Annotated in this window: 11 protein-coding genes; 7 read left to right on the top strand and 4 right to left on the bottom strand. The window is 61.7% G+C overall.

The annotated features are described in order from the left end of the window. Nucleotides 1–27 precede the first annotated feature (27 nt). Nucleotides 28–1,212, top strand: a complete 1,185-nt coding sequence (locus K5K89_RS01905; protein WP_222540759.1) for a CynX/NimT family MFS transporter — start codon at nucleotides 28–30, stop codon at nucleotides 1,210–1,212. Here K5K89_RS01905 and K5K89_RS01900 read toward each other — a convergent pair. Next, nucleotides 1,209–3,557: a TonB-dependent receptor gene (locus K5K89_RS01900; RefSeq protein ID WP_071489781.1), complete on the bottom strand. Its 2,349-nt coding sequence runs from the start codon at nucleotides 3,555–3,557 to the stop codon at nucleotides 1,209–1,211. The two genes, K5K89_RS01905 and K5K89_RS01900, sit on opposite strands and share 4 nt — an antisense overlap. Nucleotides 3,558–3,712: 155 nt before the next feature. Here K5K89_RS01900 and K5K89_RS01895 point away from each other — a divergent pair, with 155 nt between their 5' ends. Next, complete coding sequence (locus tag K5K89_RS01895; protein ID WP_222540758.1) at nucleotides 3,713–4,657, top strand: LysR family transcriptional regulator; 945 nt, start codon at nucleotides 3,713–3,715, stop codon at nucleotides 4,655–4,657. A 190-nt stretch (nucleotides 4,658–4,847) separates the two neighbouring features. After that, nucleotides 4,848–6,455, top strand: coding sequence for an alkaline phosphatase family protein (locus tag K5K89_RS01890; protein ID WP_222540757.1), 1,608 nt, complete (start codon nucleotides 4,848–4,850; stop codon nucleotides 6,453–6,455). Here K5K89_RS01890 and K5K89_RS01885 read toward each other — a convergent pair whose 3' ends face one another. After that, on the bottom strand, nucleotides 6,456–7,361 hold the full coding sequence (locus tag K5K89_RS01885; RefSeq protein WP_092248649.1) for a TauD/TfdA dioxygenase family protein: 906 nt from the start codon (nucleotides 7,359–7,361) through the stop codon (nucleotides 6,456–6,458). A gap of 179 nt (nucleotides 7,362–7,540) precedes the next feature. Between K5K89_RS01885 and K5K89_RS01880 the strand changes: the two genes are divergently transcribed. Further along, the gene (locus tag K5K89_RS01880) at nucleotides 7,541–8,461 is read left to right on the top strand and encodes a LysR family transcriptional regulator (RefSeq protein WP_071489777.1); all 921 of its coding nucleotides are present in this window, start codon (nucleotides 7,541–7,543) and stop codon (nucleotides 8,459–8,461) included. A gap of 6 nt (nucleotides 8,462–8,467) precedes the next feature. Here K5K89_RS01880 and K5K89_RS01875 read toward each other — a convergent pair whose 3' ends face one another. Then, nucleotides 8,468–9,469 (bottom strand): ABC transporter substrate-binding protein, encoded by a 1,002-nt coding sequence (locus tag K5K89_RS01875; protein ID WP_092248652.1) that lies wholly within the window; start codon nucleotides 9,467–9,469, stop codon nucleotides 8,468–8,470. Nucleotides 9,470–9,755: 286 nt separating this feature from the next. Between K5K89_RS01875 and K5K89_RS01870 the strand changes: the two genes are divergently transcribed. From K5K89_RS01870 to K5K89_RS01860, 3 genes are read left to right on the top strand one after another with little or no spacing between them, the layout of a single operon-like run. Then, nucleotides 9,756–11,354 carry an ABC transporter permease gene (locus K5K89_RS01870; protein ID WP_093121785.1) on the top strand — a complete coding sequence of 533 codons (1,599 nt, stop codon included), beginning with the start codon at nucleotides 9,756–9,758 and terminating at the stop codon, nucleotides 11,352–11,354. Continuing rightward, nucleotides 11,351–12,166: an ABC transporter ATP-binding protein gene (locus K5K89_RS01865; protein ID WP_222540756.1), complete on the top strand. Its 816-nt coding sequence runs from the start codon at nucleotides 11,351–11,353 to the stop codon at nucleotides 12,164–12,166. Before K5K89_RS01870 ends, K5K89_RS01865 begins: the two co-directional genes overlap by 4 nt. A gap of 15 nt (nucleotides 12,167–12,181) precedes the next feature. Beyond that, nucleotides 12,182–13,792, top strand: coding sequence for an arylsulfatase (locus K5K89_RS01860; RefSeq protein ID WP_222540755.1), 1,611 nt, complete (start codon nucleotides 12,182–12,184; stop codon nucleotides 13,790–13,792). On the opposite strand, the gene K5K89_RS01855 is transcribed toward K5K89_RS01860, so the two are convergent. After that, nucleotides 13,764–14,843 (bottom strand): fatty acid desaturase, encoded by a 1,080-nt coding sequence (locus K5K89_RS01855; RefSeq protein WP_222540754.1) that lies wholly within the window; start codon nucleotides 14,841–14,843, stop codon nucleotides 13,764–13,766. The two genes, K5K89_RS01860 and K5K89_RS01855, sit on opposite strands and share 29 nt — an antisense overlap. Nucleotides 14,844–14,910 lie beyond the last annotated feature (67 nt).

Here is a 14,910-nt window from a genome sequence, read left to right as displayed (position 1 = left end):
CTCATTTGCACACTCCGCAGGTTCTGCATGTCGCTTAACTCCTCAACCGCAGGCCGGTTCGCCGGCTGGGGCCTGCTGGTGGTCCTGGGCCTGAACCTGCGGCCGATCCTCAGTTCCATCAGCCCGTTGCTCGGCGAAATCCGCCTGGCCACCGGCCTGAGCTTCCAGAGCAGCGCCCTGCTCACCAGCCTTCCCGTGGTGTGCATGGGCCTGGTGGCGCTGGTGGGCGTGCGTGTTGAAGCGCAGCTGGGGGAACGACGCGGCATCGCCCTGGGCCTCATGATGATCCTGTTGGCGTGCCTGGCCCGCTGGCTGATGGGCCAAGGATCGACATTGCTGGTGACTGCGTTGCTTGGCGGTGCCGGCGTGGCACTGATCCAGGCGTTGGTGCCGGCGATGATCAAGCGTGAATTCCATCATCGCGTGCCGGTGGCGATGGGCGTTTATTCGGCCTCGTTGATGGCCGGCGGCGGCCTGGCGGCGCTGCTCAGTCCGGTGGCGGCCACGTATTTCCAGCAATGGGAGGCCGGGCTGGGTGTGTGGTTGTTACCCGCGTTGGCGGCGCTGCTGCTGTGGGCCTGGTTGCCACTGGGTGCGGCAAAAAACGCGAACGTCATCCCTGCCTACAAGGGGCTGCGCAATCGCCGTGCCTGGCTGCTGGCGCTGTATTTCGGCCTGGTGAACTGCGGCTACATGAGCCTGGTGGCGTGGCTGCCGGCCTACTATCAGCAACTGGGTTGGGCCGTGTTGCCCAGTGGTTCATTGCTGGCGTTCATGACCATCTTCCAGGTGATCGCCGCGCTGTTGATGCCGGTGCTGGCACAACGCGGGATCGACCGTCGGCCGCTGCTGTGGATCAGCCTGTTGGCCCAGACCATCGGCTATCTGGGCCTATTGATCGCGCCGTTGCAGTTTCCGCACCTATGGGTGGCGCTGTGCGGCTTTGGCCTGGGAGCATGTTTTGCCCTGAGCCTGTTGCTGACCCTCGACCACCACCGCGACCCGCGCCAAGCCGGCCAACTGGCGGCGTTCGTGCAAGGCGTGGGCTTTTTGATCAACGCGATTTCGCCGTGGATGACCGGTTGGCTGCGCGAACTCACCGGCAGCTTTGTCAGCGCCTGGGTGGTGCTGACCGTGACAACGGTGGCGATGCTGGTGGTGACCCGCGTATTCAGCCCGGCCACCTATCGCACCGCCAGCGTACCGGCCTAAAAGTCGTAGCGACCGGTTACACCCAGGGTGCGAGGCGTGCCCAGCAAGCCTTCATAACCGCCGTTACCGCCGGTCCAAAGGGTGGTGTAGTAGGTTTTGTCGAAGGCGTTTTTCAGCCACAGCGACACATCCCACTGCCCCTGCTGATAGTTGCCACGCAAGCCGGTAGACACGTTCACCACCGCGTACGCCGGGATCTGCCCGTAGTCCGAGTCCTCCACTGTCCCCACGGCCTTGGAGCGGAATGCATAGCTGGCAGTGACGTAGGGTTCCAGACCGTTGTCCAGGTTCCACTTGTACTCGCCATTGGCATTGGCGATCCATTTCGACGCGCCCACCACCTGATGCCCTGTCAGGTCACAGGAGGCCGGGGCACCCGGGCGCAAGCTGACTTCCGGTGGGCACGGGGCGTCCTTGTAGGACAGGTAGCTCACATCGTTGAACGAGCCATTCACGTTCAGCGTCAGTCCTTTGATGGGAACCAGGGTGCTTTCCACTTCCACCCCACGCGAACGTACGGAGCCTGCGTTGGTCAGGTACTGCACCCGGTTGTCCTGATCATAGGCGTTGGTCTGGTAGCCATTGACCTGGGTCCAGAACAGGTTGGCATTGAGTTGCAGGCGTCGGTCCCACAGCGTGCTTTTAAAGCCCAGTTCAGCGTTGTTGGCCCTTTCGGTGCCGACCAGCAGCGAATCCGCGCCGGCCGTTGGCGCCGAACCCACCGCCAGGTTGACCCCACCGGATTTCTCGCCATGGGACAGGGTCGCATAGCCCAGCAGGTTTTCATTGAAGCGGTAACTGAGGTTCAGCAGGCCCGAAGGGCTGGTGCTGTACTGGTTGAGGTCTGCGGAGTCGTAGGCCCCGGCACGCCCACGCCGAGCCGTAGCGGCCGCGCCCGTGACAGCCGCGCCACCCACCGGCGCATTGCGAGTCACCCAGGCGCTTTTCTCTTCATAAGTACCCCGCAGACCGGCGGTGAAATCCAGGCGCTCGGTGAGGTGCCAGGTCCCTTGGGCAAACAGCGCGAAGCTGTCGGTGCGGATGTGCCCGTTGCCCACACTGCTCACGTTGGCGAGCGCCCCCGTCGCCGTGCCGTTCCAGATGTCGGCCTGGGGTCCGTAATAGGCGAAGGACTTGTTGTCCAGGGAGTTACCGAAGTAATAGGCACCCAGCACGTAATCGAAAAATCCGCCGGTCGGCGAAGCCAGGCGAAACTCCTGGGACCACTGCTTATCTTCCACCGACACCCCGGCGTTATAGGACGCCGGCACATTGAGGCCATCATCATTGCGCGGTGTGAAATTCCACCAGCGGTAGGCGCTGACCGAGGTCAGGGTGAAATCACTCGGCAGCGTCCAGTTGGCTTCCAGGGACGTACCGCCCTGGAACACCGTGACATGCTGGTCGTTGTCCAGATTGACCTTGCGGTGGGTGCCGTCCACCAGCGTTGCGCCAGCCGCCGCAGCGCGTGACTCATAGAGGTTGGTGCCATTGATCGTGGGCCCGGTGCTGTAGAGCACGCGGGTGCCGGCGCTGGAATCCTCTTCGTTGTAATCGCCAATCCAGCGCAGGTTGAACGTATCGCTCGGCTTGTACAGCAGTTGCCCGCGAAAGCCCTGGCGTGAACCACCATTGAGATCATGGCCGTCGTGCTCGTTCTTGATGTCGCCATCGCTGCGCGTGCGATAGGCCGAAAAACGTCCCGCCAGATCATCGGTGAGCGGGCCGGAAACCGTGCCCTTGGTCTGGAAATAGCCATCTTCGCCCAACGACGTCTCGATGCTGCGCTCCGGGGTAAAACTGGGCGCACGGGTACTGATATTGATGACCCCGGCAGTGGTGTTCTTGCCGAACAACGTACCCTGGGGGCCGCGCAATACCTCGAGCTGTTCGATGTCCATCAGGTCGAACACCGCCATCCCCGGCCGGCCGAGATAGACGTTGTCGATATACAACCCCACGCTGCCTTCCAGGCCATCGCTGGCCGGGTTGTTGCCCAGGCCACGGATTGACACGCTGGACTGGCGCGCATGCATGTAGGCAACGTTGACGCTGGGCACCAGTTGTTGCAAATCCTGGATGCGGTAGACCCGTTGGCTCTCCAGTGCCTGGCCGCCAACCACGCTCATCGGCGTCGGCACCTCCTGCGCGCTTTCGGTACGACGGCGTGCCGTCACCGTGACGGTTTCCAGTTGGCCGCTGGCGCTTTCGCCCTCAGGTTCAGGGGAGATCACCTCGGCCGCGTGACTGGACGACCAACTGGCGCTGCCGGCCAGCAACAAGGCCAGCGGCAGACGCTTGAGCCTCCAGGAAGAGCAAGGTACAGCGGGCTTGAACACACTCATAAGCGGCTCCGTAACCAGGAAATACTCATCGACACATATTCCCCAAGGTTATTTATTTATGTTTTTTAGAACATTTACTGCATAAGAGATAGCCTTTATAAGGAGTCGACCTAATGCATAGCCAATGCATTTCCCCGATATTTTTGATGTGAAAAATGCATATCGATTTGCGCCAGCTCCGCCACTTCATCGCTCTCGCCGAACAACGCAGTTTTGTGGCGGCGGCGTTGACCGTGAACCTGTCGCAATCGGCGTTCAGCCGCAGCATCCAGGCCCTGGAACATGCCGCCGGCTGCCAACTGGTGGACCGCGGTCGCAAGGACCTGGCGCCCACCAAACAAGGCCAGGTGCTACTGGAGCATGCCCGGCGCCTGGTCAGCGGTGCCCAGCAACTGGCCAACGAGATCAGCCAGTTCAATGGGTTGGAGGCCGGTGAGCTGCGCTTTGGGTGTGGCCCCGCACCTGCGGCCGGGTTGATTCCCCGCGCCATTGGCAACTTTATCGGGCGCTACCCGAAGGCACGCGTGCTGTTCCAGGTAGATGACTGGCAAAGCCTGGGCAAGCGCCTGCTCAGCGAGGAGTTCGAATTCTTTGTCGCTGATACCCGTCACTTCGAAGCCAACCCTGACTATCACACCCATCGCTTGCGTCCACGCCGCTGGAATTTCTGCTGCCGCGCCGGCCATCCCCTGGCCGGTCGCGAGAGCGTGAGCGCCGCAGAGTTGATGAGTTATCCACTGGCCGTGACGATCCGCCCGCCCAACCTGCGCAAGGTCATCGTCGACCTCAGCGGACGCCCCGATTACCTGCCCAATGTGGAGTGCGAAAACGGCTACAGCTTGATGGGTGTGGTATTGCGCTCCGATGCCATTGGTATCGTCAGTGCCAACAGCGATGTGCTGCACATGGCCCGAGGCGAATTGGTGTGTTTGAAGATCGACGGACTCGCCGAAGACCTGGAGGAGCGTTTCACCCGCTACGGTATCGTCAGCCGCGCAGGGTACCGGTTATCACCACTGGCGGAGGCGATGATCGAGCAGATCAAGGAGATTGATGCGCTGGATGAGGATGTGTGTGCACTGGAGAATTTCGCTGTCTGAACTGATGCCATCGGGGACAAGCCCCCTCCCACATTTTGAATGCATTTCAAGTGTGGGAGGGGGCTTGTCCCCGATAACGCCTGCAGCAACGCCCATGCATGGCCTGCATGAAAACTAGTCCCCAAATGCACTTGCCAGCCCCGGCGCAAAGGACGAAAAAAGCCCCCTGTCCTCCGTTCGGTAAACCCTCATGCCTCAACCACAACCTGTGCGCAATGTGCTGTACATCATGTGCGACCAACTGCGCCGCGATTACCTGTCGTGCTACGGCCACGCTCATTTGCACACGCCGAATATCGACCGTCTCGCCGCCGCCGGGGTGCGATTCGGCCGTGCCTACACCCAGGGCACCATTTGCGGACCGTCGCGGATGTCGGCCTATACAGGACGCTATGTCAGCAGCCACCAAGTGGCTTGGAACGGGGTGTCACTGCCGTTGGAAGAGTTGACGATCGGCGATTATCTGCGCCCCCACGGTATCCGCACCGCGCTGGTAGGCAAGACCCACGCCACGCCAAACCTGGACGCTTTGCAGCGCCTGAAGATCGACCCCCACGGCGCCCAGGCCGAGCCACTGAACGAGGTCGGTTTTGAAGCGTATATGCGTCACGACGGGATTTACCCTGACAGCCCGTTGTTCGACGACAAGCGCGAGTCCGCGCCCTACACGCATTACCTGCGCGAACAAGGCTACAACGGCACCAACCCATGGCATGACTGGGCCAACGCCGCAGAAGGTCAGGACGGTGAGCTACTCAGCGGCTGGCACATGCGCAATGCCGGGCTACCGGCGCGGGTAGCCGAGGCGCATTCGGAAACCGTCTACACCACCGACCGCGCCATCGACTTTATCCACGAACAAGCCGAGCAGCCGTGGTGCCTGCACCTGTCCTATATCAAGCCGCATTGGCCTTACATCGCCCCCGCGCCGTACCACGCGCTGTATGGCGCCGAGCACATCCAGGCGCCCATCCAGCCGGGGCAACCCAGCGATCACCCGGTTTATCAAGCGTTTCGCCAGCACCAGGAAAGCCTCAACTTTTCCCGTGACGAGGTACGCCTCACGGTGATCCCGACCTACATGGGGCTGATCAAACAGATCGACGATCAACTCGGGCGGCTGTTCGATGTTCTGCAAAGCAATGGGCGCTGGGACGACACGCTGATCGTGTTCACCAGCGACCATGGCGATTTCCTTGGCGATCATTTCCTCGGGGAGAAAGAATTCCTGCTGGAGCCGGCCGTAGGCGTCCCGTTGATTGTGCGCGACCCACGCGCCAGTGCCGATGCCAGCCGTGGCACATTCGACGACCGCCTGGTGGAAACCATTGATGCGCTGCCGACCTTCCTCGACGCCCTGGGGCTGCCTGCTGCCGACCACCGCCTGGAAGGCCACTCACTGATCCCACTGTTGCACCGTACGCAAAGCGCCTGGCGACGCTACGCCATCGCCGAATACGACTACGCCTTCCAGGCCCCGGCCCGTGAACGGTTGGAGCAGCCCATCGACCGTTGCCGCATGACGATGGTGCGCAGCGAACGCTGGAAATACCTGGCGTACGATGGCTTTCGCCCACAGCTGTTCGACCTGGAAAACGACCCGCAGGAACTGCATGACCTGGGGGCCGACCCGGCGTACGCCGACGTGCGCGAAACCCATTCGGGCTATCTGTTCGAATGGCTGCGCGGCCTGAAGCGGCGCACCACCATCAGCCACACAGAGATCGATCTGCGTGGCCAACGGTTTCGTTATGGAGAGCCGGAAACAGACAAGGTGGTGCAGATCGGCGTGTGGTGATCACACACCCTTGGTGGTCTTGCTGGCCTGCCCGTGCACGCTCACCGGCACATCGCCCTTGAGCGTGACCCGGCGCACGATACGCTCCTGGGTGCCATAGTCATCCACTGCGTAATGCTGGGTGGCGCGGTTGTCCCAGATCGCTACATCACCGGTGCTCCAACGCCAGCGCACGGTGTTTTCCAGGCGGGTGACGTAGCTCTGCAACAGGTTGAACAGCTGCGCCGAATCTGCCTGGGAGTATCCTTTGAGGCGCTTGACGAAGTGTCCCAGCAACAAGGTTTTCTCGCCGCTGACCGGATGTACGCGCACCACCGGGTGTTCGGTTTCGTAGACAGTGGAGGTGAACACTTTGCGGTATTCCTCCAGCGTCTCCACCGACACATCCGGCTTGCGCGCGGCGTAGTCGTATTCGTTGCTGTGCACCGCCCACAGGTTGTCCGCCAGGGCTCGCAGCTCGACGCTGAGGTCATTGTAGGCGCTGGATGTGTTGGCCCAGACCGTGTCGCCGCCGGACCTGGGTGCCAGCACCGAACGCAGGATCGAAGCCTTGGGGTAGGCGTCGACAAAGGTCACGTCGGTGTGCCAGGAGTTGGCGCGCTGGCCACGACCGCCGTCCAGCTCCATCAGGAAACGGGTGCCGTCGCGCACTGGTACGGTCGGGTGGGCAATCGGTTCGCCCAGCAGGTGCGCAAAAGCTTCCTGGCTCTGGTCATCAAGGTGGGTCTGCTCGCGGAAGAAGATCACCTTGTACTGCACCAGGGCCTGCTGGATGGCCTCGACGGTAGCGGCATCCAGGTCGCCGGACAGTCTGACCCCACGGATCTCGGCGCCAATGCGCCCGCCGACGGGGTGAATGTCCAGCGCTTGGGCGATGGGTTGAACAGCGAATGCGGCATTGCTCATTGTGGTGACCCTCATGTGCCTGATGGTGGGAACGCTTTCCGACAACGCTCTATTCATATGCAATTTTGATCTAGTAGATGAATGAATGCTTCGTTGACGGAATAAGAGCTTGCATTTAAAACCTCAGCTCCCTCGGTCGCAAATGCCTTCGACCTATTTTTAAAATGCCGGGAAAGCATATGGATCTTCGCCAACTGCGCTATTTCATCGCCCTCAACGAACACCGCAGTTTTGTGCGTGCCGCGGACGCCATGGGCATCACCCAACCCGCGTTCAGCCGCAGTATCCAAAGCCTGGAACATGAGTTCGGCTGCGTATTGGTGGACCGTGGCAACAAGGACTTGCGCCCCACTCCCGAGGGCCAGGTAGTGCTGCAACATGCGCTGAGCCTGGTGCACGGTGCCGCCTTGCTGAGCAGTGAAGTCACCCGCATGACCAAGCTCGATGCCGGCGACCTGCGCTTCGGCACCGGACCGGCGCCCGCGGTGAAACTGGTACCCGATGCGGTGGCGCGCTTTATCACTGCACACCCGAAGATCCGGACCAGTTTCCAGGTGGATAACTGGGAAAAACTTAGCCGCGCTCTGAGCCGCGAAGAAATCGAGTTCTTCATTGCCGACATCCGCCAGTTCGAAAACGATCCAAACTTCCAGACCCGCGCACTGAGCCCCAAGCGTGGTGTATTTTTTTGCCGTCCGGGCCACCCGCTGCTGGCCAAGGACAGCCTGTCGACCAACGACATGTTCGACTATCCGCTGGCGTCGCCGCTGATCTCCCAGGGCATTCGCAAACTGCTGGCGAACCTCAGCGGGCGCATGGACTTTTCACCCAGCATCCAGACCGAGCACTTCCCGGCGCTGGTGAAGATCGTGCTGCAGTCCAATGCCATTGGCGTAGGCACCGAAGAAGCATTTGCCGAAGACATCGCCCGTGGCTCCCTGGTGGTGCTGCACTGGCGCAACCTGCCGCAGAACATGGACACCATGAGTGCGCGGTGCGGGGTGGTCAGCCGCACCGGCTCGCGCCTGTCGCCGGCGGCGAAGGCAATGATCGAGACGCTGGTACAAGTCGACCGCCAAGACGTGAGCGTGGCGGTCTGACGTCGCTTAGAGACCCGCCGCCTGCAGATTCGGCGCCACCCAGTCACTGACCTGGAAGGACTTGCGAATCAGCCGCTCCTTGGTCGCCAGGTCTACCGACTCCTGCAATTTGCCGAGGAACACCGGGTCGAGGGTCGAGGGGAACAGCTCGCTGAGCTTCTCGTTTTTCAGGTCATTGCTGAGGATGATCGGTGGGTAACTGGCCAGCCCCGACACCAGGTCGATATAGGCTTGCTTGTTGTTGTCATCGGTCAACCACTGCACCGCTTGCTGCTGGGCCTTGAGCAACTTGACCACGACATCGGGGTGCTCATCGACGAACTTGCCACTGCCCACCAATACAGCCTGGATGCTGCCAGCGCCGCCGAGGTCCTTGGTGGTCAGTGGCAATTCGGCCAAGCCCTTGGCCTGCAGCGCACTGAGGCTAGAACTGCCCCAAGTGGCATCGATCTGCCTGGCAGCCAGGGCGGCGCTCGCGGCGCTGAAATCCAGGTTGATTACTTTCAGGTCTTTTTCACTCAGGCCCTGGCTGGCCAGGGCGCTGTCGAACGAGAGTTGAGTGGCCGTGCCGCGAAACACCGCAACGCGCTTGCCCTTGAGGTCCTGCAGGGTCTTGATGCCAGAGCCGGGAACCACGCCCAGATACTGTTTGACGCCGCGTGCCGAAGCACTGAGCAGGCGGGTGTCCAAGCCATTGGAGCGACCGATGATCGCCGCCAGGTCGCCCAGGTAGGCCAGGTCCAGTTGACCGTTGGCGAAGGCCTCGTTGATCACCGGTCCTGCGCCCTTGAAGTAATTCCACTGGATCTTGATGCCTTGGTCGGCAAAGGCTTTCTCGAAGATCTGCTGGTCGCGCAACACATCCGTGATACCACCACCACTGTGCTGGCTCCCCGCGCTGAGGTCGGGTACGGCAATGCGGATTTCCTTGAGTTCGGCGGCCTGGACCCAACCGGCCAGGGCAGTACCCGCGAACAATGCAATCAAGCGTTTAAAGGGCAGTTTCATAAGCGCAGCTCCTGTGGGCGACGGTCGTCCGGGAGCAGAAAGTAGGCACAACCCACACAAAACTTTAAATACTATAAATGCACAATTTAATAGCTTTTAGAACTATAAGGCTTAAAACGCCGACCCTTGGGGCCTATGCATGAATAGCATTGAAAATATTCTCCGAATGCATTGGATGCGTGCCCGGCTGAGGCATTAAATGCATTTTCTTATCCCTCAATCATCTTGATTGCGTTTTTGTAAGATCAAAATCACATAACGCCATCGGCGACAACGGAGGTCCTCCATGGCCCGAATATCACTGTTGAGCCTGCCTCTGGCCGCTCCCCGTCATGATCGGGCGCACCGCTGGCCAAAACTGGGAGAACGGTTATTGCCCTGGCTGTTGCCCTTGGCGCTGTTCGCGCTGTGGTGGCTGGCCAGCCACAATCACTGGATGAGCGAGCAGATTCTGCCACCACCCTCACTGGTGTGGAGCAGCGCTGTGGAATTGGCCGGTGGCGAGTTGTGGGCTCACCTGGCAATCAGTGTTCAGCGCTTGTTCTGGGGGCTCCTGGCGGGCATCGGCGCCGGGGCGTTGCTGGGTGCCCTGCTGGGGTTCAGCGCCCGTGTCGAGCGCGTGGTATTCCCCACGTTCAGCGCTTTGGCGCAAGTGCCAACACTGGCCTGGATCCCCCTGTTCATGGTGTTTTTCGGCATCGGCGAAACCTTGAAGCTGGTGGTGCTGGTGAAGGCAATCGTAGTGCCCGTCACCCTGCATGTACTGGTCGGCGTGCGCGATGCCCAGCCCCACCTGCGTGAAGCCGCCCGCGTGCTGCGCCTGCCCACTCACCTGCTGATTCGTCGGCTGATCCTGCCGGCCGCGCTCCCCGCGTTCATGGCCGGCGTACGCCTCGCGCTGGCCGCCGGCTGGACCTCATTGCTGGCCGTGGAGTTGTTGGCGTCCAGCGAAGGCATTGGTTACTTGATGGTATGGGCTCGCCAGTTGTTCATGCTCGATATCGTTTTCGTGTGCATCGTGGTGATCGGCGTGTTGGGCGTGGTGATGGATCGCGGCATCGGCTGGCTGGACCGCAAATGGGTGCACTGGCCCCATCCGGCGACGGCACAGATTCCTCAGGGCCCCCGCTATCAAGGCTGGCAACGCCTGCAGCCTTGGCTGTTGCCGCTGCTGTTGCTGGCGTTATGGCAACTGGCAACCCAGCAGGATTGGGTGGATGCGAACATTCTGGTCAGCCCATGGACAGTCCTGCACACCACCGTGACGGGCGTGCTGGATGGCAGCCTGTCCGGTGCCCTGGGCAAAAGCCTGGGCCGTACGCTGGGCGGCTTGATCCTCGGCACCAGCCTGGGGTTTGCCATGGGCCTGTGGCTGGGATTGTCGCGGCGCAGCGAGCGCGTACTCGGGCCGACGCTGTCTGCGCTGCGCCAGATTGCGATCTTCGCCTGGGTACCGTTGCTCACCGCGTGGTTCGGACTGGGCGAGTTGGCCAAGGGGGTGTTTATCGCCCTCGCCGCGTTCTTCCCGTTATTTATCGCCACCCAGCGCAGCGTATTGAACCTGTCACCCCAACTGCGCGAGGCGGCGCAGGTGCTGCGCCTGAACCTGTTCCAGCGCCTGCGGCGCCTGGTGTTGCCCGGCGCTGCGACGGGGATTTTCGCCGGCCTGCGCCTGAGCCTGATCTATGCCTGGCTGGGCACCATCGGCGCTGAGTATTTCATGCCCTCCAACGGCGGCATCGGCAGCCTGATGATCGGCGCTCAACAGTTGCTGCGCATGGACCTGATCATGAGCGGCATGCTTCTGGTCGGCCTCACTGGCGCCGCCCTCAACCTTATCGGCCAACGCATCGAAACCCGCGCTACCCGCTGGAGACACGCATGAACGCACCTATCGTCCGCTTCAACCATGTGGGCAAGAGCTTTGACGTCGACGGTGTCGAGCTGGAAGCCATCCGTGAATTCAACCTGGAGATTGCCGAAGGCGAATTCGTCGCGATTGTCGGTTCCAGCGGGTGCGGCAAATCCACCCTGTTGCGCCTGCTGGTGGGCCTGGACACACAGTTCCGCGGCCAGATCGAGGTGGACGGCAAAGCCGTCAGTGGCATCGGCCGTGAGCGCGGCATTGTGTTCCAGGAACACCGCTTGTTTCCCTGGCTGACCGTGGAGCAAAACATTGGGCTGGGGCTGGTCAACGAACCATCAGGCGACGCCGAGCGCAGCCAACGGGTCCATGATTTTATCGAGCTGGTCGGCCTGGCCGACTTTACGCGTGCCTACCCCCATCAGCTCTCCGGCGGCATGGCGCAACGCGTGGCAATTGCCCGCGGCCTGGTGGCCAGCCCACGTATCCTGCTGCTGGACGAGCCATTCGGCGCCCTAGATGCGCTGACACGCCAGCAGATGCAGGATGAACTACTGGCGATTCGTGCCCGCGCCAGAATCACGACAGTGCTGGTGACCCACGACGTGGAAGAAGCGATCTTCCTCGCCGACCGCGTCGTGGTGATGGAGCCAAGGCCAGGCCGGATCAAACAAGTGGTGCAAGTCACCCTGCCCCATCCGCGCCAACGCAGCAGTTTCGAGTTCCATCAATTACGTGAGGAGCTGTTGCACGAACTGACCAACGATGACCATTACCAGCCCCCTGTGCGCGAACAGATCCGCAACCTGCCCCTGGCCTTTATTGCCTGCTGAATGAGGAGTGCCTTGATGCCGCAACGTCCCAATTTTCTCGTGATACTGGCCGATGACCTGGGCTTTTCCGACCTCGGCGCCTTTGGCGGGGAAATCGCCACACCACACCTGGACGCCCTGGCCCTGAACGGCCTGCGCCTGACCGACTTCCACACCGCGCCCACCTGCTCGCCGACCCGCTCGATGCTACTGACCGGCACCGACCACCATATCGCCGGCATTGGCACCATGGCCGAGGCCCTCACACCCGAGCTGATCGGCAAGCCCGGCTATGAGGGCTACCTGAACGATAAGGTCGTGGCCTTGCCGGAGCTGCTGCGCGAGGCCGGCTACCAAACCCTGATGAGCGGCAAATGGCACTTGGGCCTGACCGCCGAACTGGCGCCCCACGCGCGGGGTTTCGAACGCTCCTTCGCGCTGTTGCCCGGCGCGGCCAACCACTATGGCTTCGAACCGCCCTACGACGAGACGACGCCCGGCCTGCTCAAATCCACGCCTGCGCTGTATATCGAAGACGACACTTTCGTCGAGCGACTGCCTGAACATTTCTATTCATCCGACGCTTTTGGCGACAAGTTGCTGCAATACCTCAGGGAGCGCGACCAGGCGCGACCGTTCTTCGCTTACCTGCCATTCTCCGCCCCGCACTGGCCGTTGCAGGCTCCCGCCGAGATCGTCGACAAATACCGTGGCCGCTACGACGCCGGACCCGAGGTGCTGCGCCTGGAACGCCTGGAAAAGCTCAAGACCCTGGGGCTGATCGACGCGGATGTCGAACCCCATCCACTGATCGGATTGAGTGCCCAATGGGCCGGCCTTACCGAGACACAGCGCCAAGTGTCGGCGCGGGCGATGGAAGTGTATGCGGCCATGGTCGAGCGCATGGACTGGAACATCGGCCGGGTGGTGGAGTACCTGCGCCAGCAGGGTCAACTGGATAACACGTTCATCGTGTTCATGTCCGACAACGGCGCTGAAGGTGCGCTGCTGGAAGCCTTTCCCAAGTTCGGCCCCGAGCTGCTGACCTACCTCAACCAGCACTACGACAACAGCCTGGAGAACATCGGGCGGGCCAACTCCTACGTCTGGTACGGCCCCTCGTGGGCTCAAGTGGCAACCGCCCCGTCACGGCTGTTCAAAGCATTTACCACCGAAGGCGGGATTCGGGTGCCGGCACTGATGCACTACCCTCGGCTGACGCTTGAAGGCCGGATCAGCCATGGGTTTGGCACAGTGATGGACATCACGCCGACGCTCCTGGACCTGGCCGGTGTGCGCCATCCGGGCCAACAATGGCGCGGCAAGCCGGTGGCGCCACTGCGGGGCAAGTCGTGGCTGGGCTTCCTGTCAGGTGAAACCGCCGAGGTGCACGATGAGCACACCGTCACCGGCTGGGAGCTGTTCGGGCGCCGGGCCATTCGCCAGGGCCGGTGGAAAGCCGTGTACATCCCAGGCCCGGTGGGCCCGGCGACATGGCAGCTCTATGACCTGGGCCAGGATCCCGGCGAGATCCACGACCTGGCCCAGCGTCACCCGGACAAACTGGCCACGCTTATCGACCATTGGCAGCAATACGTGGACGAAACCGGCGTAATACTCAGCGCGTCACCGTTTCAGCCGGATTGAGCCCCGCGTTTGTGCGCGCTTGCGGCTCCAGCCGATTGGCCCGCGCAAACGTCCCGAAGTCATTGAAACGCACGCCCATCTCAGCCATGACCTTATGCGCCACCTTGGCGGTCATCTGGCGGATGTAGAACGGTTCCTTCACCACAAAATGGTGAATGCCATGGGTGCTGCCGAAGTTGAAGCAGAACGCCTGCAGAGGCCACATCCACCAGGGGTTCAACACTTGGGTCTGCTGGATCACATTGCCCAGTTCCACATCGCCGTAGTAGTGCATGTTGGAGCTGACAAAGTGCAGGCAAAAGGTACGCAGCACGTTGGGGCCGATGATCACCACGGCAGCGATATCAATCACCTGCATCATCTGCACGGTGCCGGCTGACCACTCGATAGGCGCACCGAGCAGACTGGCAATGCCATTGGCGGCATGAAAGCCAAGGAACACATACCACGCGCCCCAATGCAGCAGTGCCAGCGGTGCATACACCAGCAGCGAGCGCTTGAGAATCGTCAGTTTGTGCGTCCAGGTCCTGGCCCGCAGGATGCGGATGAAGGCCGACATGACGTTATCGCCTACCATCAGCAACCGCGCAAAACCCCAGGGCTCGCCGTTGGTGATCGCGCGCTCTTCCATGTCGGTTTCGGTGCCGGAGACCTTGTGATGGTTGAGGTGCAGGTGCCGGCGCACCCACGGGTTGATCGTACTGGGCCGCGCCAGCCATACCAGGCCCATCATCAGGTTGTGAGGCACACGCTGCTTGCGAAAGTACATGCTGTGGATCAGGTCGTGTTCCAGCTCGTGGGTCAGTGAAGCCAGGAACGCGTTGAGCAGCAGGCACACCCACCAGGCCATATGCCCGCTGATGTAGAGCGCTGCGCAGCCAATCATGCCCGCCAAGGCAAACGCCAGGATGCCCGCGCCCAACGCGTCTTGATGCAGCAGCCAAGGGTGCTGCTGGCGCAGGCGCACGCCCTCGGCCAGCACCACTTCACGGATATGCGCCGAGCGCTGTTGTGCGTTCATCTGCTGGGGACTTGCAGAAGTACCGTCCATGCTTCCATCCTCTGGTTATTGATGGATGCATCCTGGCCCAAGCGGTCCGCCAGGGCATCAGCCACGC

It is taken from the genome of Pseudomonas sp. DR208 (assembly GCF_019823005.1).
Taxonomy (GTDB): domain Bacteria; phylum Pseudomonadota; class Gammaproteobacteria; order Pseudomonadales; family Pseudomonadaceae; genus Aquipseudomonas; species Aquipseudomonas extremorientalis.
This window is presented reverse-complemented; position numbering and strand designations above follow the sequence as displayed.